Genomic DNA, 22,454 nt, shown 5'->3' on the forward strand with positions numbered 1-22,454 from the left:
CAGTCTGGACAGCTCACGCCAGTCCGTAAACCCGGCGCGCGTTGTCCGCCGCGACCATCCGGGCCACCCGCTGAGCGTCCTCCAGGCACCAGGCGCCCTCGGCGACCCAGGTGCCCAGGACCCGGCCGAGGGCCTCGCGGAACAGCCGTGCTCCCACCACGTGCAGCTCGGGCAGGCCGTGCGCGCCCGTGGAGAAGAGGATCTTGCCGAACGGGGCCAGCTCCAGGATCTCGGCGAGGACGGTGGCCGCGCGGGCGCCGGTGCGCACGAGCGCGGCGCCGGAGTCGGTGTAGACGTGCGGGAAGACGCCGGCCAGATGGGCGGCGTGACGGTGGTACGGGTATCCGTGCAGCAGGATCAGGTCCGTGCCGAGGCCCGCCGTGGCCCGCACGAAGTCGGTGAGCAGCACGGGGTCGGTGCGGTCGATGCGGGAGCTCGGCTCGCCGAGCCCGGCGTGCAGCTGGAGCGGGCGGCCGGAGGCCACGGCGATCCACAGCAGGTGCCGTAGCAGGACGGGGTCGGTGAGCGGCCCGCCGACCCGCCGCCCGGCAAGCCAGCGGCCCGCCGCGCCCCGCACCTCCCCCGGTCCCGGCGGCTCGGGCGCGAGCGCGAGGCCGTGTCCGAGCCCCGCGACGGAGGTGAAGGCGACCGCGTTCGCGGCGGCGCCGTGCACCGATTCGGCGAGGTTGGCGAGGAAGGACTCGACGGTGCCGGAGGTGTCGGCGACCTGCTCCGCGAGCTGCTCGAGCCGGATGATCTCGTGGGCCTGGGCGGAGCCGGCGGAGGCCAGCTCGGCGGGGCCGGTGAGGTCGCCGGGCAGGCCGGTGTCGACGAGGTAGGTGGTGATGCCGCTGCCGCGCAGCAGCCTGCGGCCCGCTTCCAGGACGCCCAGTTCCCGGCGCCGGGCCAGATAGCGGGCGGGCAGGCAGTGCGGTTCCAGGCCCAGCAGGGGCGGGCACCAGCGCCGTACGGCGAATCCCGTCTGGGTGTCGAAGAGGGTGGTGCCGGCCGCGGGCGGTCCCTCGGTGCGGGAGAGCTGGGCCTCGAAGGTGCCGAGGCCCAGCTCTGTTCGCAGTACGCCGTGGCAGTACTGGTCCACGAGGGACGGCGTTTCGATCATCCGGACTCCCCGTAGGACGCGTGGACGCTGCGCTGGCCTACAGGTCCTAACGGGTGAACGGGGTTCGAGGTCGCGGTCGGGACTGCGGGTTCATCGGCGGCCGCGGGCCGCCTGTGGCTTGCCGCTCAGCTCCCCGCACCCCTTCGGGGCGCGTTCATCACCCGCCGAGCTGAATGCCGGCCATCCTTTTCCACTCGTACGAACCCGTCGTCACCTTGGCGGCGAACTCGCCGTCGAAGGACTCGTGGACGGTGATGCCGGACTTCTCGACGGCCTTCTCGGCGATCTCGGTGCTGGGGGCGACCAGGTCGCCCCAGCCGCCGTCCTCGCCGACGAGGACGATGCGGGCGCCGCGCTCGCCGATGTAGGCCACCTGGCCCTCGGCGCCGCCGTGCGCCTTGGCGAAGGCGCTGATCTCCCGGGCGAGCTTCGCGGCCCTGCGCTCGGCCCTCGCGTCAACCTGCTGCGTGTCTGCCATGGGCAGGATGCTACTCGCGGGTAGATCAGCTGACGAGAGCAGGGCTCTGTGACGTACGCCCGGCGTGTGTCAGCGCAGGAACGGGTCCACCGCGATCGCCACGAACAGCAGCGACACATAGGTGATCGACCAGTGGAACAGCCGCATCTCCTTCAGCTTCACGCCCGTGACCTCGGCCCTGGCCCGGTTCTGCAGCGCGTGCGCCTCCCACAGCCACCAGCCGCCGGCGGCCAGGGCGACGGCCGTGTAGAACCAGCCGGTGTAGCCGAGCGGGGTGAGCAGCAGGGACACGGCGACCATCACCCAGCTGTAGATGACGATCTGCTTGGCGACGACCTTGTTGGACGCGATGACCGGGAGCATCGGCACGCCCACGCGCGCGTAGTCGTCCCTGACCTTCATGGACAGCGGCCAGTAGTGCGGCGGGGTCCAGAAGAAGATCACCATGAACAGGATGACGGGCGCCCAGGAGAGCGAGTTCGTCACGGCCGACCAGCCGATGAGCACGGGCATGCAGCCCGCGATGCCGCCCCACACGATGTTCTGCGACGTGCGCCGCTTGAGGATCATCGTGTAGACGACGACGTAGAAGAGGAGCGCGCCGAGGGACAGCCAGGCGGACAGCCAGTTGACGGTGAGGCCGAACAGGAGCGTCGAGACGACCGCGAGGCTGATGCCGAAGGCGAGGCACTCGCGCGGGCTGACCATGCCGGTCACCAGCGGCCGCTGCGAGGTGCGGTCCATCAGGGCGTCGATGTCCCGGTCGATGTACATGTTCAGCGCGTTGGCGCCGCCCGCCGACAGGTAGCCGCCGACGCAGGTCAGCAGGACCAGCCCGAGGTCGGGCACGCCCTGCTGGGCCAGGAACATCACCGGAACGGTGGTGATGAGCAGCAGCTCGATGATCCGCGGCTTGGTCAGCGCCACGAACGCCTTGGCACGGGCCCCGAACGGCCGGTGAACCGGGCCCTGGCTCGCAGCACCGAGCGAGCCCGCTGGACGGGATTCGACGGCCGTCACGCACACCCCTGACAGAGACATCCCAGCAAGCCTCCCCGTGTGAAGTCCCGGTAAAGGCTCGCGCGTACCACGCCACTTTAGACGTTGCCCATACCCCGGCCTTCGCGGGGGTGGGGTCGTGTTGGCGCACGCCCCATAAGAGGGGAGCGGGCACTCGATTGAGCGCTCAGATGACCGCCTCCGTATTCATGTGCCAAATGGCTTCCCGGCCAGTCGGGAGGCGGATCCGACGGAGTCCCGGCAGTCTGGAAACACTCGAAAAAATGCACGTCCTCACGGGGGTAGGCTCGTCAGCGGCCGGCGGGCGGCAAGCGCGCCGGCGGCCGGGTGGGGGCATGCCCCGAAGACCGGCGACCGACATGTGGAGAGGAGCCCTGACCCAGGGTGAGCACCAAGCCGACCACCACAGACCTTGAGTGGACCGAGCTGGACCAGCGGGCCGTGGACACCGCCCGTGTCCTGGCCGCCGACGCCGTACAGAAGGTCGGCAACGGCCATCCCGGTACGGCGATGAGCCTGGCCCCGGCCGCCTACACCCTCTTCCAGAAGGTGATGCGGCACGACCCGGCCGACCCGGAGTGGGTCGGGCGCGACCGCTTCGTGCTGTCCGCCGGCCACTCCTCCCTGACCCTCTACACGCAGCTCTACCTGGCCGGCTTCGGCCTGGAGCTCGAGGACCTGGAGTCCTTCCGCACCTGGGGCTCGAAGACCCCGGGCCACCCGGAGTACGGGCACACCAAGGGCGTCGAGACCACCACGGGTCCGCTCGGCCAGGGCGTCGCCAACGCCGTGGGCATGGCGATGGCCGCCCGCTACGAGCGCGGTCTGTTCGACCCCGAGGCCCCGCAGGGCGAGTCGCCCTTCGACCACTTCGTCTACTGCATCGCCGGTGACGGCTGTCTGCAGGAGGGCATCTCCGCCGAGGCCTCCTCGCTGGCCGGCCACCAGAAGCTCGGCAACCTGATCCTGCTGTGGGACGACAACCACATCTCGATCGAGGGCGACACCGAGACGGCCGTGTCCGAGGACACCACTCTGCGGTACGAGGCCTACGGCTGGCACGTGCAGCGCGTGGAGGCCCAGGAGAACGGCGACCTGGACCCGGCCGCCATCTACGAGGCGGTCCAGAAGGCCAAGGCGGTCACGGACAAGCCGTCCTTCATCGCGATGCGCTCGATCATCGCCTGGCCGGCTCCGTCCGCGCAGAACACCGAGGCCGCGCACGGCTCGGCGCTGGGCGAGGAGGAGGTCGCGGCCACCAAGCGCGTCCTCGGCTTCGACCCGGAGAAGAGCTTCGCCGTCGAGGACGAGGTGATCACCCACACCCGCAAGGCCCTGGAGCGCGGTGCCCAGGCGAAGGCCGAGTGGGAGAAGTCCCTGCAGCAGTGGCGGGACGACAACCCCGAGCGCGCCGCCCAGTTCGACCGCATCAGCCGGGGCGAGCTGCCCACCGGCTGGGAGGAGAAGATCCCGGTCTTCGAGCCGGGCAAGGGCGTCGCGACGCGTGCCGCCTCCGGCAAGGTGCTGCAGGCGCTGGGTGCGGTGATCCCCGAGCTGTGGGGCGGCTCCGCCGACCTCGCCGGGTCGAACAACACGACCATCGACAAGGAGAGCTCGTTCCTCCCCGAGGGCAACCCGCTGCCCGAGGCCAAGCCGTACGGCCGCACCATCCACTTCGGCATCCGCGAGCACTCGATGGGCGCCGAGATGAACGGCATCACGCTGCACGGCAACACCCGTGTCTACGGCGGTACGTTCCTCGTCTTCTCCGACTACATGCGCAACGCGGTGCGCCTGTCGGCCCTGATGCACCTGCCGGTGACGTACGTGTGGACGCACGACTCCATCGGCCTCGGCGAGGACGGCCCCACCCACCAGCCGGTCGAGCACCTGGCCTCGCTGCGCGCGATCCCCGGTCTGAACATCGTCCGCCCGGCCGACGCCAACGAGACGGCGATCGCCTGGCGCGAGATCCTCGGGCGCTGGACGAAGGAGTTCGGCAAGGGGCAGCCGCACGGCCTCGCCCTCACCCGCCAGGGCGTGCCGACGTACGAGCCCAACGAGGACGCGGCCAAGGGTGGCTATGTCCTGTTCGAGGCCGAGGGCGGCGAACCGCAGGTGATTCTGATCGCCACCGGTTCCGAGGTGCACGTGGCCGTGGAGGCGCGTGAGCAGCTCCAGGCCGAGGGCGTTCCGACGCGGGTCGTGTCGATGCCGTCCGTCGAGTGGTTCGAGGAGCAGGACCAGGGGTACCGGGACTCCGTGCTCCCGCCGTCGGTCAGGGCCCGCGTCGCCGTGGAGGCGGGCATCGGGCTGACCTGGTACCGCTACGTCGGGGACGCCGGCCGCATCGTTTCCCTGGAGCACTTCGGTGCTTCCGCCGATGGCAAGGTGCTCTTCCGCGAGTTCGGCTTCACTGCCGAGAATGTGGCCGCCAAGGCCCGGGAATCCCTCGCCGCCGCCCAGCGCTGACGCTCATATACGACACGTAGGAGATGTAATTCCATGACAGACGCACTCAAGCGCCTCTCCGACGAAGGCGTCGCGATCTGGCTGGACGACCTGTCGCGCAAGCGGATCACGTCCGGCAACCTCGCCGAGCTGATCGACCAGCAGCACGTCGTGGGCGTCACCACCAACCCGACGATCTTCCAGAAGGCGATCAGTGGCGGCGACGGCTACGAGCAGCAGGTCGCCGACCTGGCCGCCCGGAAGGTCACCGTCGAAGAGGCCATCCGCATGATCACCACGGCGGACGTCCGCGACGCCGCCGACATCCTGCGCCCGGTCTTCGACGCCACCGGCGGCAAGGACGGCCGGGTCTCGATCGAGGTCGACCCGCGCCTGGCGCACAACACCAGGGCCACCGTCGCCGAGGCCAAGCAGCTGGCCTGGCTGGTGGACCGCCCCAACACCCTGATCAAGATCCCGGCCACCAAGGCGGGTCTGCCGGCGATCACCGAGACGATCGGCCTCGGCATCAGCGTCAACGTCACCCTGATCTTCTCCCTGGAGCGGTACCGGGCCGTCATGGACGCCTACCTCTCCGGCCTGGAGAAGGCCAAGGAGCGCGGCCTGGACCTGTCGCCGATCCACTCCGTGGCGTCCTTCTTCGTCTCCCGCGTGGACACCGAGATCGACAAGCGTCTGGACGGCATCGGCACCGACGAGGCCAAGGCGCTGCGCGGCAAGGCCGCCGTCGCCAACGCGCGCCTCGCCTACCAGGCATACGAGGAGGTCTTCTCCTCCGACCGCTGGCAGGCGCTGGAGAACGCCGGCGCCAACAAGCAGCGTCCGCTGTGGGCGTCGACCGGCGTGAAGGACCCGGCGTACCAGGACACGATGTACGTCACCGAACTGGTCGCGCCGAACACGGTCAACACCATGCCGGAGGCCACGCTGGAGGCCACCGAGGACCACGGCGAGATCAGCGGCGACACCATCGCCGGCACCTACGAGCAGGCGCGTGCCGACCTCGACGCGCTGGAGAAGCTCGGCATCTCGTACGACGACGTCGTACAGGTGCTGGAGGACGAGGGCGTCGAGAAGTTCGAGGCGTCCTGGAACGACCTGCTGAAGTCCACCCAGGCGGAGATCGAGCGCCTCGCCCCTTCGGAGGGCTGAGTTGTCACCCCTTCCCGGTTCCGGAGCGAACCCGCTTCGTGACCCGGCCGACCGACGGCTCCCGCGTATCGCGGGGCCGTCGGGTCTGGTCATCTTCGGTGTCACGGGCGACCTGTCCCGCAAGAAGCTGATGCCCGCGGTGTACGACCTCGCCAACCGGGGTCTGCTGCCGCCGGGCTTCTCGCTGGTGGGCTTCGCCCGCCGCGAGTGGGCCAACGAGGACTTCGCGCAGGAGGTCCACGACGCGGTCAAGGCGCACGCCCGAACGCCGTTCCGCGAGGAGGTCTGGCAGCAGCTCATCCAGGGGATGCGCTTCGTCCAGGGCACCTTCGACGACGACGACGCGTTCGAGCGGCTGCGCTCCACCATCGACGAGCTGGACAAGGCGCAGGGCACGAGCGGCAACTTCGCCTTCTACCTGTCGGTGCCGCCGCGGTCCTTCCCGGTGGTCATCCAGCAGCTGAAGAAGCACGGGCTGGCCGACCAGTCGGGCGGTTCCTGGCGGCGCGCGGTCATCGAGAAGCCGTTCGGGCACGACCTGAAGTCGGCCGAGGAACTGAACGCGATCGTCCACGAGGTGTTCTCGTCGGACCAGGTGTTCCGCATCGACCACTACCTCGGCAAGGAGACCGTCCAGAACATCCTGGCGCTGCGCTTCGCCAACACGATGTTCGAGCCGATCTGGAACCGGTCCTTCGTGGACCACGTGCAGATCACCATGGCCGAGGACATCGGCATCGGCGGCCGCGCCGGCTACTACGACGGCATCGGCGCCGCCCGTGACGTCATCCAGAACCACCTGCTGCAGCTCATGGCGCTGACCGCCATGGAGGAGCCCGCCTCCTTCGACGCGGACGCGCTGGCCGCGGAGAAGGAGAAGGTGCTCGGCGCGGTGCGGCTGCCCAGGGACCTGGGCCACAGCACCGTGCGCGGCCAGTACGCGGCCGGCTGGCAGGGCGGCGAGAAGGTCATCGGCTACCTCGAAGAGGAGGGCATCGACCCGAAGTCGAAGACCGACACGTACGCGGCGATCAAGCTGGGGATAGACAACCGCCGCTGGGCGGGTGTCCCCTTCTACCTGCGCACCGGCAAGCGCCTCGGCCGCCGGGTGACCGAGATCGCCGTCGTCTTCCAGCGGGCCCCGCACTCCCCCTTCGACACCACGGCGACGGAGGAGCTGGGCCAGAACGCGATCGTCATCCGCGTCCAGCCGGACGAGGGCGTCACGGTCCGCTTCGGCTCCAAGGTGCCGGGCACCTCGATGGAGATCCGGGACGTCTCCATGGACTTCGCCTACGGCGAGTCCTTCACGGAGTCCAGCCCGGAGGCGTACGAGCGCCTGATCCTGGACGTGCTGCTCGGCGACGCCAACCTCTTCCCGCGCACGGAGGAGGTCGAGCTGTCCTGGAAGATCCTCGACCCGATCGAGGAGTACTGGGACGGCCACGGCAGGCCCGCACAGTACAAGTCGGGCACCTGGGGTCCGGAAGAGGCGGACGAGATGCTCGCACGAGACGGACGGAGCTGGCGCCGGCCATGAAGATAGACCTGACCGACACCACCGCCGGCGACATCAACAAGGCGCTCGTGCAGGGCCGCCGCGCCATCGGCACGCCTGCCGTGGGCATGGTCCTGACCCTCGTCATCGTCACCGACGAGGAGAACGCCTACGACGCCCTGAAGGCCGCCAACGACGCCTCGCGCGAGCACCCCTCGCGCACGCTGGTAGTCATCAAGCGGGTCTCCCGCGGCCCGCGCGACCGCACCTCCTCGCGTCTGGACGCCGAGGTGCGGGTGGGCGCGGACGCGGGCACCGGCGAGACGGCCGTGCTGCGCCTGTACGGCGAGGTCGCGGGCCACGCCGACTCGGTCGTGCTGCCGCTGCTGCTGCCGGACGCGCCCGTGGTGGTGTGGTGGCCGGTGAACGCCCCGCTGGACCCGGCGAAGGACCCGCTGGGCGCGCTCGCCCAGCGCCGGGTCACCGACACCTACGCCGCCGAGCAGCCGGTGCGGGAGCTGTCCGCCCGTGCCGCGTCGTACACGCCCGGCGACACCGACCTGTCCTGGACGAGGATCACGCCGTGGCGTTCCATGCTGGCGGCGGCGCTCGACCAGGTCACCTGCGAGGTGAAGGCCGTCGAGGTGGAGGGCGAGGAGTTCAACCCGAGCTGTGAGCTGCTGGCGATGTGGCTCGCGGACCGGCTGGACGTACCGGTGCGGCGTTCGCTGTCGGGCGGCCCGGGGCTCACCGCGGTCCGCATGGACACCACCTGCGGCTCGATCGTCCTGGACCGCGCGGACGGCACGCTGGCCACGCTGGCCATCGAGGGCCAGCCGGCCCGCGCGGTGGCGCTGAAGCGGCGGGAGACCGCCGAGCTGATCGCGGAGGAGCTGCGCCGGCTCGACCCGGACGACACCTACGCGTCGGCGCTGCGCTACGGCGTGGAGCGGCTCAACACGGTCCCGGAGCAGTCTGCCGGGGAGGCGGTGGCCGAGCCGGAGCCCGTGGAGGAAGCGGCCAAGGCACCGGCCAGGAAGGCGGCGGCCAAGACCGCGAAGAAGACCCCGGCGAGGAAGGCGGCGGCGAAGTGAGCACTCCGCAGCTGGTCGTCCACCGCGACAAGGAACTGATGGCGCAGGCCGCCGCGGCCCGCCTGATCACGAAGATCGTGGACGCGCAGGCCTCCCGGGGCACCGCGTCCGTGGTCCTCACGGGCGGCCGCAACGGCAACGGCCTGCTGGCCGCGCTGGCGGCGGCCCCGGCCCGGGACGCCATCGACTGGGGCCGGCTCGACCTGTGGTGGGGCGACGAGCGCTACCTCCCCGGGGGCGACCCCGAGCGCAATGTCACGCAGGCCCGCGCGGCCCTGCTCGACTCCGTCCCGCTGCCCCCGGAGCGCGTGCACGCCATGCCCGCCTCCGACGGTCCGTACGGCACGGACGTCGACGCGGCGGCCGAGGCCTACGCGGCGGAGCTGGCGAAGGCGGCCGGGCCCGAGAACCACGGGGCGGTACCCACCTTCGACGTCCTGATGCTGGGCGTCGGCCCGGACACCCACGTGGCCTCGCTCTTCCCGGAGCATCCGGGGGTACGGGAGACGGAACGCACGGTGATCGGCGTCCACGGCGCCCCCAAGCCGCCGCCGACCCGGATCTCCCTGACCCTCCCCGCGATCCGCTCGGCCCGCGAGGTCTGGCTGCTCGCGGCCGGGGAGGACAAGGCGGAGGCCGCGGCCATCGCCCTGTCGGGCGCGGGTGAGATCCAGGCCCCGGCGGCGGGGGCGTACGGCCGCTCACGCACGCTGTGGCTGCTGGACGCCGCCGCGGCCTCGCAGTTGCCGAGGTCGCTGTATCCGCCGGCTTCGCCGTGAACCACTGAGGTCCCCCCTCGACGGAGCTTCACATTTTCTGCACGGAATATCCGTGCAACCGTCAACTTTTGTGTAAGCTCCCTGGCGCTGAAATCGCACCACTGAGGGGGGACCTCATGCGTATGCGCTTCGCGCCGGCCGCCGTTGTCACGGCCGGCACGCTCGCCGTCGTTCTCGCGGCGCCGGCCCAGGCCACCGAGTACTCCTCCGCCCTGAAGATCAAGGGCGTCCAGTACGACGCCCCGGGGCGGGACTCCAACAACTGCCGGACGGGCAACACCCGCGACGAGTACCTGACGATCAAGAACTACTCGCGCAGCACGACCGTCAACCTCAAGGGCTACGTCGTCAAGGACGCCGCCGGGAACCGGTTCACGTTTCCCTCGAACCACTACCTCGAGCCCGGCGACTACGTGAAGCTGCGCGGCGGCCACGGCACCGACTCGGACGCGAACAACGTCGTCTACCGCCAGAACTGCAACTTCATGTGGAACAACGACAGGGACACCATCTACCTGTACAAGCCGTCCGGGGCCCACGCGGACACCCACGCCTACACCAGGTCCCGCGACGACCGGGACGGCAACGGTTACATCACCTTCCACGGCTGACGCCGAGCCGTCCCGGGAGAGTGACCGTGCATCCGTACAGGAGTCCGCGCCGACGCATGCGGGTGTGGGCCGCTTGCGTCGCCCTGCTGGCCGCCGGCGCGGCCGGCTGTGGCCAGTCCACGCACGACGGCACGGCCAAGGCGTCGGCACCGGCGCCCCGGCCCACCGTGACCGTCACGGCGACGACCACCGTGACCGCCCGGCCCGAGCCCGGGCCGACGGTGACCAGGACGAAGACCGTCCGAACGCCCGGACCGACCGTCACCGTCACCAAGGCCGCCTCCGGCACCGTACGCAGTGACGACACCGGCACCTGCTCCATCGTCTCCAACGCGGGCAACTGCTACCGGTCGGGCCAGTTCTGCCGCAGCAGTGACCACGGGGCGACGACCACCACCGCGAGCGGTACGCCGATCACGTGTTCCTACAGCGGCAGCGCCTGGCGCTGGACGTACGCGTGAGCCGGGCGGGCTCGGTCACTTGACCGAGCCCGCCATCACGCCCTGCACGAAGTGCCGCTGGAAGGCGAAGAACACCACCACCGGCACGATCAGGGACAGGAACGCACCCGGCGCCAGGACGTCGATGTTGCTGCCGAACTGCCGGATCTGGGACTGGAGTTCCACGGTCAGCGGCTGCGAGGAGCTGTCGGCGAACAGCAGGGCCACCAGCATGTCGTTCCAGACCCACAGGAACTGGAAGATCGCGAGCGAGGCGATCGCGGGCCGGCCCACCGGCAGGACCAGCCGCGTGAAGATGCGCCACTCGCTGCCGCCGTCCATCCGGGCCGCCTCCAGCATCTCCTTCGGCATCTCCGCGAAGTAGTTGCGGAGCAGGAACACGGCGAAGGGCAGCCCGTACGCCACGTGGAAGAGGACGACCCCGGGGATCGTGCCGAACAGGCCCAGCGCGCCGAAGAGTTTGGCCACCGGCAGCAGCCCGATCTGCACCGGCACCACCAACAGGGCCACCACCAGCAGGAAGAGGGGCTCCCGCAGCGGGAAGTCCAGCCAGGCGAAGGCGTATCCGGCGAGGGCGGCGATGACGACGACGAGCGTCGTGGCCGGCACCGAGATCAGGACCGTGTTCCAGAAGGCCTGCGTCATGCCGGAGTTCTTCAGCAGGGCCGAGTAGTTGTCGAAGGACAGCTGGCCGGGGCTGGTGAGCGTCGTCCACCAGCCGCCCTTCGCGGTGTCCTGCGCCGAGCGCAGGGAGGACACGAACAGGCCCGCGAGCGGGGTCAGCCAGACCAGGCCGATCACCACCAGGAAGGCCTGCACCAGGCCGTTGCCCAGGCCCCGCCTGATCGCGTTCATCGCCGAGTTCATCGCTGGCTCCTTCGGAAGCGGCGGACGTTGAAGACCATCGCCGGGATCACCAGGAGCAGGAGCAGCACGCCCAGCGCGCTGCCGAGGCCCTGGTTGTTGCCGCCGCCGAAGGACACGAGCCACATCTGGGTGGCGAGGACCGTGGCGTCCTCCTGCACCGGCCCGGGCGCGATGATGTAGACGAGGTCGAAGACCTTCATCACGTTGATGACGAGGGTCACGAAGACGACGGTGAGCACGGGCGCCAGCAGCGGGACGGTGATCCGGCGGAAGATCTGCCACTCGTTCGCGCCGTCCATCCGGGCCGCCTCCAGAGCGTCCCGGGGCAGAGCCGACAGGCCGGCGCCGATCAGCACCATCGCGAAGCCGGTCCAGATCCACAGGTACGCGCCGATGATCGCCGGGGTGACCAGCGTCGGGCCGAGCCAGGACACGCCCTGGTAGGGCGGGGCGAAGTTGGACTCGGGCAGTTTCACCGTGTACGAGCCCGCGCGCAGCCCGGAGAAGCGGAAGGAACCGTCGGCCGCGGTGGTCGTGCTCGCGACCGTGTGCCCGTCGCGCACCGCCTGGACCTGCATGCCGGGCAGGCCGCTCTCCTTCGGGTCGACCCGGCCCTGCCTGCCGCCCCCGCCCGGGGTGAAGTCCAGGTAGACGACACCGCGCAGTTCACCGGGCCCTGCCTTGCGGGAGGCCGCCGCATCAGCGGGTTCGGCTCCCTTCGGCAGGTCCTTGGGCAGTACGCCGACCATCGGCAGCGTCACCGTGTGGCCTGCGGCGGCGGTCGTACGGTAGGAGCCGTCGTGGTCCTGGGTGAGCAGGCCCTGGCGGCCGCGCGCCGTCGGGTACGACGACGTGCCCTCGAAGGCGTCGTGGACGGATACCACGGCCGCGTTCAGCACGCCCTTGTTCGGGTCCTGGTCGTAGGCGAGCCGGAAGATGATGCCGGCGGCCAGGAAGGACACCGCCATCGGCATGAAGAGCAGGAGCTTGAAGGCGGTGGCCCAGCGGACCTTCTCGACCAGGACGGCCAGGATCAGCCCCAGGCCGGTCAGCAGGGACGGGGCCACCACCACCCAGATGGCGGTGTTGCGGATGGCCTTCAGGGTCGCCGGGTCACGGAACATCTCGGCGTAGTTGTCGCCGCCGACGAACCGGGTGCCGGAGGCGTCGAAGAAGCTGCGGCCGACGGAGAACAGCACCGGGTAGACGACGAGCGCGCCGAGCAGGAGCAGCGCGGGGAAGACGAAGAGCAGGGCGATCAGCCGGGCGCGCCGCCGGCTGCGGCGCCCGCGCGCCTCGCCGGCGGCCCGCGGGCCCGCCTGCTGTTTCACAAGAGTGGTGGCGGTCATGATCGCTGCCGGTCAGCCCTGATAGGCCTGGGCCGCGGCGGACTCCAGCTTCGCCGCGGTGCCCTTCGGGTCCGACGGGTCGCGCAGGAAGTCCTGGAGCAGCTTCCACTCGCCGGCGCCCTTGGTGCCGCCGAAGGCAGCCGGGGCCTGGTCGGACATGTCGAAGCGGACCGAGTCGCCCGCGTCGATCAGGGACTTGGCGGTGGCGCGGGTGACGTCGTCGCTGTAGGAGGCGAGGCCGAGCTTCTTGTTCGGGGACAGGAAGCCGCCCGCCTTCGCCCACACGGCAGCGGCCTCGGGGCTCGCCAGGTACTCCAGGAGCTTCATGCCGGCCTTGGCGTTCTTGCCGTCCTTCAGTACGACGGCCGCGTCACCGCCGCTGACGACGGGTGCCGTACCGCCGTCGACCGCCGGGAACGGGAAGAAGTTCGCGTCCTTGCCGATGGTCTTGCCGAACTGGTCGTGCGCGACGCCGGCCACGAAGTCGCCCTCGAAGACCATGCCGGCCTCGGGCTTGGGCCCGAACACCTTCTCCACCGAGCTCGGGAAGTCGGTGTTCAGGGCCTCCTTCTGGCCGCCCGCGACGAGCTGCTTGTCCTTGAACAGCTTGCCGAGGGTGGTGAGCGCCTTCACGACGGACGGGTCGGTCCACTTCAGCTTGTGCGCGGCGAGGGCGTCGTACTTCTCGGGTCCGGCCTGGGAGAGGTAGATGTTCTCGAACCAGTCGGTGAGGGTCCAGCCGTCCTCACCGGCGACAGCGAAGGCGGCGAGCCCGGAGTCGGAGACGGTGTGCCCGGCCTTCAGCAGCTCGTCGTACGTCTTGGGCGGCTTGACCCCGGCCTGGGTGAGCGCGTCGGGGCTGTACCAGACGGTCGACTTGTGGGCGGCCTTGAAGTACAGGCCGTACAGGGTGCCGTCGACGCTGCCGTACTTCTTCCACACGGGGGCGTAGTCGGCGGTGACCGTCTGCTGGGCCGTCGGGGACAGCGGCCTGAGCCAGCCCTTCTTGGCGAACTGCTGCAGGACGCCGACCTGCGGGACCATCACGACGTCGGGCGCGTTGCCGCCCTCGATCTTGCTGCCGACGACGGTGGAGACGTTGTCGCCGGTGGAGATGAACTGCGTCTTGGCGCCGGTCTTCGCGGTGAACGCGTCCAGGACCTTCTGGAAGTTCTTCTGCTCGCTGCCGGTCCAGACGCCGGCCACGGTGACGGTCTGGCCGCTGAGCGCCTTGTCGCCGCCGCCGGCCGAGACGGGCCCGCCGCCGCAGGCGGTCGCGCCGAGCGCCAGGGCGAGGGCCGTGCAGCCGGTGAGCAGGGTGGTACGTCGTCGCATCATCGTCGATGTCCCTTCGAGAGGTGGTTGATCACAGGTCGGTGAGCCACCAGGCGGCCGTGGCGCCGGGCAGGACGCCCGCCGGACAGGGGCCGCTGGAGAGCAGGGGGGTGCCGGAGACCGGGGCGGGCGTGGGGGCCGTACCGAAGTTGACGGCGCAGACCAGGCCGTCGCCACGGGTGAAGGCGAGGACGCCGGGCGCGGTGTCCAGCCAGTGGAGCGTGCCCTCGCCCAACTGGGGCAGGGCGGCTCGCAGTTGGAGGCCGTCGCGGTACAGGTGCCAGAAGGAGCGGGTGTCGGCGAGGGCGCGGTCGGTGGCGTACTCGGCGAAGTACTCCGGCTGCGGCAGCCAGGGCTTCACACCGTCGACGCCGGAGGTGAAGCCGAACGGCGAGGCCTGCCCGGACCAGGGCAGCGGCACCCGGCAGCCGTCCCGGATGCGGGCACGGCTTCCGGTGCGGCGGAATATCGGGTCGGTGAGGACGTCGTCGGGCAGGTCGACGACCTCGGGCAGGCCGAGTTCCTCGCCCTGGTAGATGTACGCGGCTCCGGGCAGGGCCAGCATGAGCAGCGCGGCGGCGCGGGCACGCGCGGCGCCGAGACCGCTGCCCTCGGGGGCCGGTTCGCCGTAGCGGGTGACGGTGCGGACCTGGTCGTGGTTGTTGAGGACCCAGGTGACCGTGGAGCCGGTGCCGGCGATGTCCTGCATGGCCTCGGAGATGACCTTGCGGAAGGCGTCGGCGTCCCAGGGGGCGCCGAGCAGGTCGAAGAAGAAGGCCTGGTGGAGTTCGTCCGGGCGGACGTACAGGGCGTGTTCGCGGGCGGTGGGGACGGAGACCTCGCCGACGAGGAGGCGTTCGCGCCCGTCGCGTGCGGTGTACTCCTCGCACGTCGCGCGCCACCGCCGCCACACCTCGTGCACCTCGGGCTGGTTCCAGGCGAGCGGGTTGACCGAGTCGCGGGTGCGGGCGTCGGCCTCGGGGTCGTCGGAGTCGGGCAGTGCGGGGTGCTTGTAGAGGCCGGCCGCGACGTCGATGCGGAAGCCGTCGACGCCCCGGTCCAGCCAGAAGCGCAGGACGCGGTCGAACTCGGCGGCGACCTCGGGTGTGCGCCAGTTCCAGTCGGGCTGCTCCGGCGTGAACATGTGCAGGTACCACTGGCCGTCGGCGACCCTGGTCCAGGCGGGGCCGCCGAACATGGCGTGCCAGTTGTTGGGCGGCTCGCCGCCGTCCGGGCCGCGGCCGTCGGCGAAGTGGAAGCGGGCGCGGGCGGGGCTGCCGGGCTCGCCGTCCAGCGCCTCGCGGAACCACGGGTGCTCGCTGGAGCAGTGGTTGGGGACGATGTCCAGGAGCACCTTGATGCCGAGCCGGTGCGCGGCGGCCATCAGCAGGTCGAACTCGGCGAGGTCGCCGAAGAGCGGGTCGACCCCGCAGTAGTCGGCCACGTCGTAGCCGTGGTCGTGCTGCGGCGAGGGATAGAACGGGCTCAGCCAGATCCCGTCGACGCCCAGCTTCTTCAGGTACGGCAGCCCGGCCCGGACGCCGGCCAGATCGCCGACTCCGTCGCCGGTGCTGTCGAGAAAGCTGCGGACGTAGACCTGGTAGATCACCGCGTCACGCCACCAGTGGTACTTACTCAGCATGCATGCATGTTAGGTAGGCGTGTCGTGAGGGTGTCAACGAAAAGAACGGAAGCTACTGGTGAGTTGAGGGCGCAAATTCGGACTTAACCGGTCATCGTGCACCGAGATGAGATCTGCGCGTTACTTAACAAGTAACTATCGGCGGGCGATCGCGTCGAGCTCGCGCGCGAGCCTGCGCACGGCCTGTTCGGGCGTCTCCCGCCCGCTGAGCGCGTCCTGCATCACGGCCTGCACCACCAGGCTGACCTGGTCGTAGTGCGGGCTCTTGGGGCGCGGCCGGGCGGTGAGCACGGCGGTGCGCAGGGTCGGCAGATAGGGGAACCGCCGTACGAGTCCGGGGTCCTCGTAGAGCGCGGCACGTACGGGAGGCAGCGCGCCCCGGGTGAGCACCTGGCGCTGGACGGGCGCGCTGGTGAGGTAGGCGATCAGCCGGGCGGCCGAATCGGGGTGCGACGTATGGGAGTTGACGGCCAGGTTGGAGCCGCCGAGCACACTGGTCCCCGGCCCGTCGGGTCCGGGCAGCGGTACGGCGCCGATCTTCCCGGCGACCTTGGAGCCCCTGGCGGAGGCGACGGCGTAGGCATAGGGCCAGTTGCGCAGGAAGAGCAGCCTGCCGTCCTGGAAGGCCTGCTTGGACTCCTCCTCCTTGTACGTCAGCGCGGCCTTCGGTATCCAGCCCTCGCGGACGCCGCGGGCGAGGAAGCCGATGCCCTCGCGGGCGGCGGAGGAGTCGACGGTGACCCGGGTGCCCTCGTCGCCGAGGATCGTGCCGCCCGCCGAGTAGACGGCCTCGGCCGCGTTCACGGTGAGGCCCTCGTAGGGCAGGAACTGGCCCGCGTAACCGCCGAGCCCGTACTTCGGCGCGATGGTCTTCGCATCGTGCTCCAGCTCGGCCCAGGTGCGCGGCGGCGGCACGCCCTCCTTCGCGAGGATGTCCTTGCGGTACAGGAGAAGTCCGGCATTCGTGACGTATGGGACGGCGTACAGGCGGCCGTCGTAGGTGGCCGTGTCCACGACCGGCGGCAGGAAGCTCTTCAGCGGGAAGCGGTCCGGCGGCAGCGGGCGGATCCAGCCTGCCGCGGCGAACTCCGAGGTCCAGTTGACGTCGATGTTGAGGACGTCGAACCGGCCCCGGTCGCCGCCGCGCAGGTCGGTGGTCATCTGCGCATGGGTCTCGTCGGCGGAGTCGGGCAGCTCGACGAGGGTGACCTTCTCGCCGGGATGGGTGCGGTTCCAGCCCTGCAGCAGCGGGGCGAGATAGCCCGTGAGGTCGCCGGCAGTGGCCAGGGTGAGCGGGCCGCGGCCGTCGCCCGCGTCCTCGTCGGCGTGCGCGCCGGAGGCGACGTACCCGGTGAGGATCACGGCGAGAACGAGGAGGCCCCTACCGGCGGCGCGTATCCACCGCATAGGTTCCTCCCTGACACGTACACACGGCTCCGGGCACCCTCGCCCGGGAGTCAGAGGCCATGTATACCTGTTAGGTATGGGCGATACTAGGGCCTGGAGCACATTGTGAGAGGACAGGAGGACAGCACGAGTGCGCCTGCCCCTCCTGGCACTCCTCGCCCGCGGCCCGGCCCACGGCTACGAGCTCAAGCAGGACCTTGAGCAACTGCTGGGCTCCGCGTACCCTCAGCCCAACGTCGGCCAGATATACGTCACCCTCGGCCGCCTCGAGAAGTCGGGACTGATCGAGGGCGAGGACGTCGAACAGTCCAGCCGGCCCAACAAGAAGGTCTACCACCTCACCGACGCCGGGCGCGAGGCGCTGCACGCCTGGTTCGAGGAGACCGAGGACGAGCCGCGGGTGCGGGACGAGTTCTTCATGAAACTCGCCCTCGCCCCGCAGACCGGTCTCGCCGACCAGATCGCCCTCATCAACAGGCAGCGGCGCCAGTACCTGAACACCATGCGCAACCTGTCGAAGCTGGCCGCGGCCGAGAACCGCGACAACCGCGTCGCCCTGCTGCTCATCGAGGGCGCGATGCTGCACCTGCAGGCCGACCTCGACTGGCTGGAGCGGTGCCAGGAGGAACTGGAATGAGCGAGGACCAGGTTCCGGTGCTCCGGGCCGACGGGCTGGTGAAGACCCACCACGGCGAGGGCGCCCCCGCGCACGCCGTCCGCGGGGTCGACCTGAGCGTGCGACGGGGCGAGTTCGTGGCGATCACCGGTCCGTCCGGGGCCGGCAAGTCGACCCTGCTGCATCTGCTCGGCGGGCTCCAGCGGCCGGACGAGGGCAGCATCTGGCTGGACGGCCGGTGCACGGACTCCTTCGGCGAGGCGCGCTGGGCAGTGGAACGCCGCAAGGCCATCGGGATCGTGTTCCAGTTCTTCAACCTGGTGTCGAACCTCTCGGTCGCCGACAACGTCGAACTGCCCGCCCTGCTCGCCGGCGTCCCGCCGAAGAAGGCCCGCGCCGAGCGCGAGGAGCTGCTGGCCGAGCTGGGGCTCACGGGCAAGGAGCGCAGCATGCCGGGCGAGCTGTCCGGCGGCGAACAGCAGCGGGTCGCGCTCGCCCGGGCCCTGGTCAACCATCCCCCGCTGCTGCTGGCCGACGAACCCGCCGGCAGCCTGGACAGCAAGGGCACGCGCGAGGTCATGCGGCTGCTGTCCCGCTTCCACGGACGCGGCCAGACCATCGTGCTGGTGACGCATGACGCCCGGCTGGCGAGCGCCGCCGACCGCGTGATCAGCTTCTTCGACGGCCGGATAGCCGACGACGCCGCCCTGGACGGCACCCCGCCGCCCCGGCGTGGCGGCATCTCCGGTGTGCTGGAGCTGAGGGACTGACGGTGCTGAATCTCCGGGACGTACGAGCCACCCTGCGCTGGGCGCACTCCGATCTGCGCACCCACCGTGGCGAGGCGCTGTTCCTCGTGCTGGCCACCGCCGGGATCGTCGTCTCGCTGCTGCTGGCCACCGCCCTGTTCGGGTACGCGACCAACCCCTGGCAGCGCGTGTTCACACAGGCCCGCGGCGCGCATGTGTGGATCCACACCGTGCCGTCGGCCGACGCCCGCGGGCTGTCCCGCCTGGGCGGTGTCGAGTCCGTGGCCGGCCCCTACCGCACCGAGTCCGCCACCGTCGCCGTACGCGGCACCCGCGCCTCCGTCGAACTGCGCGGCACCCCGCAGCTGCCCTCCGTCGGCCGGCCGCTGCTCGCGGCCGGGCACTGGCTGGATCCGGCCGAACCGGACGGCGTGGTGCTGGAGAGCAGCCTGGCCCGGGCGCTGCTGGCCGAGCCCGGGGACACCCTCACCCTGCCCGGTACCGCCCGCTCCCTGACCGTCGAGGGCATCGCGGACAGTGCCGAGCCCCGCTACAGCCCGGGCGAGCAGCCGGGCCTGGTGTGGGCCCTGCCCTCAGCCGTGCACGCTCCGGGCGGCCAGGTGATCGGGCTGCGCCTCGCCGACCCGGGCGACACGGACTACGCGGTGCAGCGGGCCGTCACGGTGCTGGGCGCAGGCGCGGTCGGCGAGGTCTCCACCTGGCAGCAGGCGCGCGCCGCGGCCCAGGGCGACAACCGGCTGCTGGGCCAGGTGCTCGGCCTGTTCGGTCTGGGCGCCCTGATCGCCGCCGGTTTCGCTGTGCACGGGGCGATCGCCACCCGCATCCGGGGGCATCTGCGGGACATCTCGGTACTGAAGGCGATCGGCTTCACACCCGGCCAGGTCGTCCGGATCTTCCTGCTCCAGCATCTGGCGTACGCGCTGCTCGGCTCGGTGGCCGCCGCGGCGCTCACCGAAGCCCTGGGCAGAACGATCCCCGGCCGGCTCGGTGACGCCGTGGGCCTGTGGCAGGGGCTGCCCGGGCACACCGTGGCGCTGTTCGTGGTGCCCGTGGGTGCGGTGCTGTTCATCGGCCTGACCACGGGACTCGCGGCGTGGCGGGCCGGGCGGGTGCCACCGGTTCCGGTGCCCCGCCGGACCGCACCGGCCGGCGGGCGGCTGACCGGCCTTGCCCGGCGGGCGCTCGGGCTGCGGCTGCCGGCCGCGCTGGTCCTCGGCTGTCACAAGGCGTTCGCGGGGCGCGGCCGGTCGCTGGCCACCGTGGCCCGGCTGACGCTGCCGCTGCTGCTCATCGTGGTGGCGCTCAGCGCCTGGACCACGATCGACCGCTTCCACAACAGCCCGGACCGCATGGGTCTGCCGACGTCCCTGTCGGTCCGCTCCGACGGTGCCATGGACACGTCCGCCGTACGGGCGCTGCTCACCGGCGATCACCGGGTCGCCGCCGCCTATCCCGGGGTCGAGGTCGCCGCGCTGGTCCCCGGCCAGACCGGCACCATCGCGCTGCGCGGCGTCGGCACCCGCGCCGAGCCCTACCCCTACGCCCTCGCCGAAGGCCGGGCCGCACAGGGACCCGACGAGGCGGTGGCCGGACAGGGCCTGCTGGACCTGCTGCACGCCCGGGTCGGTGACTGGGTGCGCATGACGGTGGGCGACCGGCCGCAGATCCTGCACATCGTGGGCCGCAGCATCGAGCCGCAGAACGCCGGCCGGGTCGTGACCACCTCCCTGGACACCCTCCGCGAGAACGACCCCGGGCTGACCCCCGCCTTCTACGAGCTGCGCCTGCGCCCCGGCACCGAGCCGCAGCGCGTGGCCGCCGCACTGGCCCGGGCCGGCCACGGCCACCTCGACGTGCACACGGCGACGAACCCGGCCGACGGCCTGTCCCCGCTGCGCGCGGTCGTCGCCGGGCTGATCGCCGTACTGGCCCTGATCGGGCTGGTCGAGCTGCTCACCGGCATCGGCGGCAGCGTCCGGGAGAGCGAGCGGGACGTGCTGGCGCTGAAGGCGATCGGCATGTCGCCGCGGCAGATCACCGCGATCACCGTCACGGCGGCGAGCTGTACGGCCCTGGCCGCGGTGATCGCCGGCACGGCGCTGGGACTGCCTCTGGGCCGCCGGCTGATCGACGCCCAGGGCAGCTCCAGCGGCATCGGCGCCGGGATCGCCCAGACCCCCTCACCCGGACTGCTGCTCGCGCTGGGCGCCGCCGCCGTGCTCGGGGCGGCCGCGCTGGCGGCGCTGCCCGCGGCCCGCGCGGCACGCAGCCGCCTCGCGGACACGCTGAGCGCGGTGGCCTGACCGGAGCTCCCGGGGCGCTCAACGGCCGTACGGCTGGCGGCTGTTGTACGGCCCCTGGGGTGCGCGCGCTGCCGGGTGGGCGGTCAGCCGGATGCCGTGTCTCCGCTTGAGCAGGGCCATCTCGTACAGCGCGATGGCCGTGACCGTCACGGGGGCGCCGAGGATGAACACGATGCCCAGCATCAGTCCAAGGCCGTGCAGGTCACCGGTGAGGAGGTCGGGCAGGGCCATCAGCCAGCTGGTGACCGTGGCCAGCAGCGGCGGGAGACAGCGGTGCACGGCCGCCGTGCCGAAGAAGTTCCCGTTGATCCGGAGGGCTCCGGCGCCGACGAACCAGACCATCCACAGCGTCACCAGGCCCACCGGGATGATCAGCAGGCCGCCGGCCAGGGCATTGGCGTTCTGCAGCAACAGGACGGTCGTGACGACCGAGCCCACGAAGGTCAGCAACAGCCCCAGGGCCCTCAGCAGCGCGGGGCGCAGCGGGCGCAGGCTGCCGGTGCGCCGCCACATCCAGAGCATCACGCCGACGGTGAGCGGGGTGACGAACAGCAGGACGCCCGAGGCGATCAGCAGGTTCTGCAGCATCTCCTCGGGGGCGAAGCCGCCCTCGACGAAGGTGTAGACACCGACCGCCGCGACGGTGCCGGCGGCGACGCGGATCCGCTTGAGCTGCTCCACCGACGGATCGAGCGGTTCGGGTATCCACGCGGGGTGGAACACCGCCCAGGCGGCGTGATGCGCCTTCAGACAGTTCCGCCCGCGCTCCGCGTATCCGGTACGGCTCCCCCGCCCAGCGGCCACCGCGTACTCCCCCGAGTCGTGACTCACATGATCGTCGGGGAGTCTACGGGAACCGGCGGACCCGTCCCCCGGAAGGTCCGGGCCGCGTCCGGCTCCCGTGTGCCGCCCCGTCAGCTACGGCCGCGCAGTTCCCGGTACTTGGCGACGAGTGCCTTCGTCGACGCGTCGAGGCCCTCGACCTCGGCGCCCTCGGTGAGCGCAGGCTCGACCCGCTTGGCCAGTACCTTGCCCAGCTCCACGCCCCACTGGTCGAAGGAGTCGATGTGCCACACGGCGCCCTGCACGAACACCTTGTGTTCGTAGAGCGCGACCAGCTGGCCGAGGACGGAGGGCGTCAGTTCCTTCGCCAGGATGGTCGTCGTCGGCCGGTCGCCCTGGAAGGTCTTGTGCGCCACCAGCTCCTCCGGCACGCCCTCCGCACGGACCTCCTCGGCAGTCTTCCCGAAGGCCAGCGCCTGGGTCTGGGCGAAGAAGTTGGCCATCAACAGGTCGTGCTGCGCCTTGAGTTCACCGCTCAGCTCGGCCACCGGCTCGGCGAAGCCGATGAAGTCCGCCGGGATGAGCTTGGTGCCCTGGTGGATCAGCTGGTAGTAGGCGTGCTGCCCGTTGGTGCCCGGGGTTCCCCAGACCACCGGGCCGGTCTGCCACTCGACCTGCCTGCCGTCCCGCGCCACGT

Annotated in this window: 20 protein-coding genes; 10 read left to right on the forward strand and 10 right to left on the reverse strand. The window is 71.1% G+C overall.

The features are described 5' to 3' along the window. Positions 1 to 13: 13 nt before the first annotated feature. The 3 genes from LMU33_RS31095 to LMU33_RS31105 all read right to left on the reverse strand — a co-directional run bounded on the left by LMU33_RS31095 (position 14) and on the right by LMU33_RS31105 (position 2,624). Complete coding sequence (locus tag LMU33_RS31095) at positions 14 to 1,120, reverse strand: amidohydrolase family protein (RefSeq protein WP_228624111.1); 1,107 nt, start codon at positions 1,118 to 1,120, stop codon at positions 14 to 16. A gap of 157 nt (positions 1,121 to 1,277) precedes the next feature. After that, entirely contained in the window at positions 1,278 to 1,598 is a 321-nt protein-coding gene (locus tag LMU33_RS31100) for a hypothetical protein (RefSeq protein ID WP_228624112.1), read from the reverse strand. Between the two features lie 69 nt (positions 1,599 to 1,667). After that, positions 1,668 to 2,624 carry a heme o synthase gene (locus LMU33_RS31105; protein ID WP_228624132.1) on the reverse strand — a complete coding sequence of 319 codons (957 nt, stop codon included), beginning with the start codon at positions 2,622 to 2,624 and terminating at the stop codon, positions 1,668 to 1,670. Between the two features lie 378 nt (positions 2,625 to 3,002). Here LMU33_RS31105 and tkt point away from each other — a divergent pair, with 378 nt between their 5' ends. From tkt to LMU33_RS31140, 7 genes are all read left to right on the forward strand, one after another. Beyond that, positions 3,003 to 5,090 carry a transketolase gene (gene tkt / locus LMU33_RS31110; RefSeq protein WP_228624113.1) on the forward strand — a complete coding sequence of 696 codons (2,088 nt, stop codon included), beginning with the start codon at positions 3,003 to 3,005 and terminating at the stop codon, positions 5,088 to 5,090. Positions 5,091 to 5,123: 33 nt separating this feature from the next. After that, a complete protein-coding gene (tal, locus tag LMU33_RS31115; protein WP_228624114.1) occupies positions 5,124 to 6,242 on the forward strand; it encodes a transaldolase in 1,119 nt (372 codons plus the stop codon). 1 nt (position 6,243) lies between these two features. Further along, positions 6,244 to 7,782: a glucose-6-phosphate dehydrogenase gene (gene zwf, locus LMU33_RS31120; protein ID WP_228624115.1), complete on the forward strand. Its 1,539-nt coding sequence runs from the start codon at positions 6,244 to 6,246 to the stop codon at positions 7,780 to 7,782. Further along, positions 7,779 to 8,834 (forward strand): glucose-6-phosphate dehydrogenase assembly protein OpcA, encoded by a 1,056-nt coding sequence (gene opcA, locus LMU33_RS31125; protein WP_228624116.1) that lies wholly within the window; start codon positions 7,779 to 7,781, stop codon positions 8,832 to 8,834. The genes zwf and opcA overlap by 4 nt, the downstream gene beginning before the upstream one ends. Further along, on the forward strand, positions 8,831 to 9,613 hold the full coding sequence (gene pgl, locus LMU33_RS31130; RefSeq protein WP_228624117.1) for a 6-phosphogluconolactonase: 783 nt from the start codon (positions 8,831 to 8,833) through the stop codon (positions 9,611 to 9,613). The genes opcA and pgl overlap by 4 nt, the downstream gene beginning before the upstream one ends. Before the next feature lie 116 nt (positions 9,614 to 9,729). Beyond that, complete coding sequence (locus tag LMU33_RS31135; RefSeq protein ID WP_228624118.1) at positions 9,730 to 10,224, forward strand: lamin tail domain-containing protein; 495 nt, start codon at positions 9,730 to 9,732, stop codon at positions 10,222 to 10,224. A 56-nt stretch (positions 10,225 to 10,280) separates the two neighbouring features. Further along, positions 10,281 to 10,685: a hypothetical protein gene (locus LMU33_RS31140; RefSeq protein WP_228624119.1), complete on the forward strand. Its 405-nt coding sequence runs from the start codon at positions 10,281 to 10,283 to the stop codon at positions 10,683 to 10,685. Between the two features lie 15 nt (positions 10,686 to 10,700). On the opposite strand, the gene LMU33_RS31145 is transcribed toward LMU33_RS31140, so the two are convergent. The 5 genes from LMU33_RS31145 to LMU33_RS31165 form a co-directional block, all read right to left on the reverse strand. After that, positions 10,701 to 11,540 (reverse strand): carbohydrate ABC transporter permease, encoded by an 840-nt coding sequence (locus LMU33_RS31145; protein WP_228624133.1) that lies wholly within the window; start codon positions 11,538 to 11,540, stop codon positions 10,701 to 10,703. Between the two features lie 8 nt (positions 11,541 to 11,548). Beyond that, on the reverse strand, positions 11,549 to 12,901 hold the full coding sequence (locus tag LMU33_RS31150; RefSeq protein ID WP_228624120.1) for an ABC transporter permease: 1,353 nt from the start codon (positions 12,899 to 12,901) through the stop codon (positions 11,549 to 11,551). Positions 12,902 to 12,913: 12 nt separating this feature from the next. Further along, positions 12,914 to 14,239: an ABC transporter substrate-binding protein gene (locus LMU33_RS31155; RefSeq protein ID WP_228624121.1), complete on the reverse strand. Its 1,326-nt coding sequence runs from the start codon at positions 14,237 to 14,239 to the stop codon at positions 12,914 to 12,916. A 28-nt stretch (positions 14,240 to 14,267) separates the two neighbouring features. Further along, positions 14,268 to 15,878: a glycoside hydrolase family 13 protein gene (locus LMU33_RS31160; protein ID WP_228624122.1), complete on the reverse strand. Its 1,611-nt coding sequence runs from the start codon at positions 15,876 to 15,878 to the stop codon at positions 14,268 to 14,270. 135 nt (positions 15,879 to 16,013) lie between these two features. After that, positions 16,014 to 17,285, reverse strand: coding sequence for an ABC transporter substrate-binding protein (locus LMU33_RS31165; protein ID WP_228624123.1), 1,272 nt, complete (start codon positions 17,283 to 17,285; stop codon positions 16,014 to 16,016). 130 nt (positions 17,286 to 17,415) lie between these two features. On the opposite strand from LMU33_RS31165, the gene LMU33_RS31170 reads away from it, so the two are divergent. Genes LMU33_RS31170 through LMU33_RS31180 form a run of 3 tightly spaced genes read left to right on the forward strand, consistent with a single transcriptional unit; the run spans position 17,416 to position 20,974 of the window. Continuing rightward, positions 17,416 to 17,922: a PadR family transcriptional regulator gene (locus tag LMU33_RS31170; protein WP_228624124.1), complete on the forward strand. Its 507-nt coding sequence runs from the start codon at positions 17,416 to 17,418 to the stop codon at positions 17,920 to 17,922. Beyond that, positions 17,919 to 18,671 carry an ABC transporter ATP-binding protein gene (locus LMU33_RS31175; protein ID WP_228624125.1) on the forward strand — a complete coding sequence of 251 codons (753 nt, stop codon included), beginning with the start codon at positions 17,919 to 17,921 and terminating at the stop codon, positions 18,669 to 18,671. Before LMU33_RS31170 ends, LMU33_RS31175 begins: the two co-directional genes overlap by 4 nt. A 2-nt stretch (positions 18,672 to 18,673) precedes the next feature. Continuing rightward, entirely contained in the window at positions 18,674 to 20,974 is a 2,301-nt protein-coding gene (locus LMU33_RS31180; protein WP_228624126.1) for an ABC transporter permease, read from the forward strand. An 18-nt stretch (positions 20,975 to 20,992) separates the two neighbouring features. On the opposite strand, the gene LMU33_RS31185 is transcribed toward LMU33_RS31180, so the two are convergent. Both LMU33_RS31185 and LMU33_RS31190 read right to left on the reverse strand, forming a co-directional pair. Next, on the reverse strand, positions 20,993 to 21,805 hold the full coding sequence (locus tag LMU33_RS31185) for a hypothetical protein (RefSeq protein WP_228624127.1): 813 nt from the start codon (positions 21,803 to 21,805) through the stop codon (positions 20,993 to 20,995). 83 nt (positions 21,806 to 21,888) lie between these two features. Continuing rightward, on the reverse strand, positions 21,889 to 22,454 hold a 566-nt coding region (locus LMU33_RS31190), incomplete at its 5' end, for a phosphoglucose isomerase-related protein (RefSeq protein ID WP_504967707.1).

It is taken from the genome of Streptomyces barringtoniae, from assembly GCF_020819595.1.
In the GTDB taxonomy this organism is placed as follows: Bacteria; Actinomycetota; Actinomycetes; order Streptomycetales; family Streptomycetaceae; genus Streptomyces; species Streptomyces barringtoniae.

Bases quoted from the DNA above. Each gene is read 5' to 3' on its own strand.
- LMU33_RS31095 (WP_228624111.1), bottom strand. From the start codon at position 1,120: ATGATCGAAACGCCGTCCCTCGTGGACCAGTACTGCCACGGCGTACTG.
- LMU33_RS31100 (WP_228624112.1), bottom strand. From the start codon at position 1,598: ATGGCAGACACGCAGCAGGTTGACGCGAGGGCCGAGCGCAGGGCCGCG.
- tal (WP_228624114.1), top strand. From the start codon at position 5,124: ATGACAGACGCACTCAAGCGCCTCTCCGACGAAGGCGTCGCGATCTGG.
- opcA (WP_228624116.1), top strand. From the start codon at position 7,779: ATGAAGATAGACCTGACCGACACCACCGCCGGCGACATCAACAAGGCG.
- LMU33_RS31135 (WP_228624118.1), top strand. From the start codon at position 9,730: ATGCGTATGCGCTTCGCGCCGGCCGCCGTTGTCACGGCCGGCACGCTC.
- LMU33_RS31140 (WP_228624119.1), top strand. From the start codon at position 10,281: ATGCGGGTGTGGGCCGCTTGCGTCGCCCTGCTGGCCGCCGGCGCGGCC.
- LMU33_RS31145 (WP_228624133.1), bottom strand. From the start codon at position 11,540: ATGAACGCGATCAGGCGGGGCCTGGGCAACGGCCTGGTGCAGGCCTTC.
- LMU33_RS31150 (WP_228624120.1), bottom strand. From the start codon at position 12,901: ATGACCGCCACCACTCTTGTGAAACAGCAGGCGGGCCCGCGGGCCGCC.
- LMU33_RS31155 (WP_228624121.1), bottom strand. From the start codon at position 14,239: ATGATGCGACGACGTACCACCCTGCTCACCGGCTGCACGGCCCTCGCC.
- LMU33_RS31160 (WP_228624122.1), bottom strand. From the start codon at position 15,878: ATGCTGAGTAAGTACCACTGGTGGCGTGACGCGGTGATCTACCAGGTC.
- LMU33_RS31165 (WP_228624123.1), bottom strand. From the start codon at position 17,285: ATGCGGTGGATACGCGCCGCCGGTAGGGGCCTCCTCGTTCTCGCCGTG.
- LMU33_RS31175 (WP_228624125.1), top strand. From the start codon at position 17,919: ATGAGCGAGGACCAGGTTCCGGTGCTCCGGGCCGACGGGCTGGTGAAG.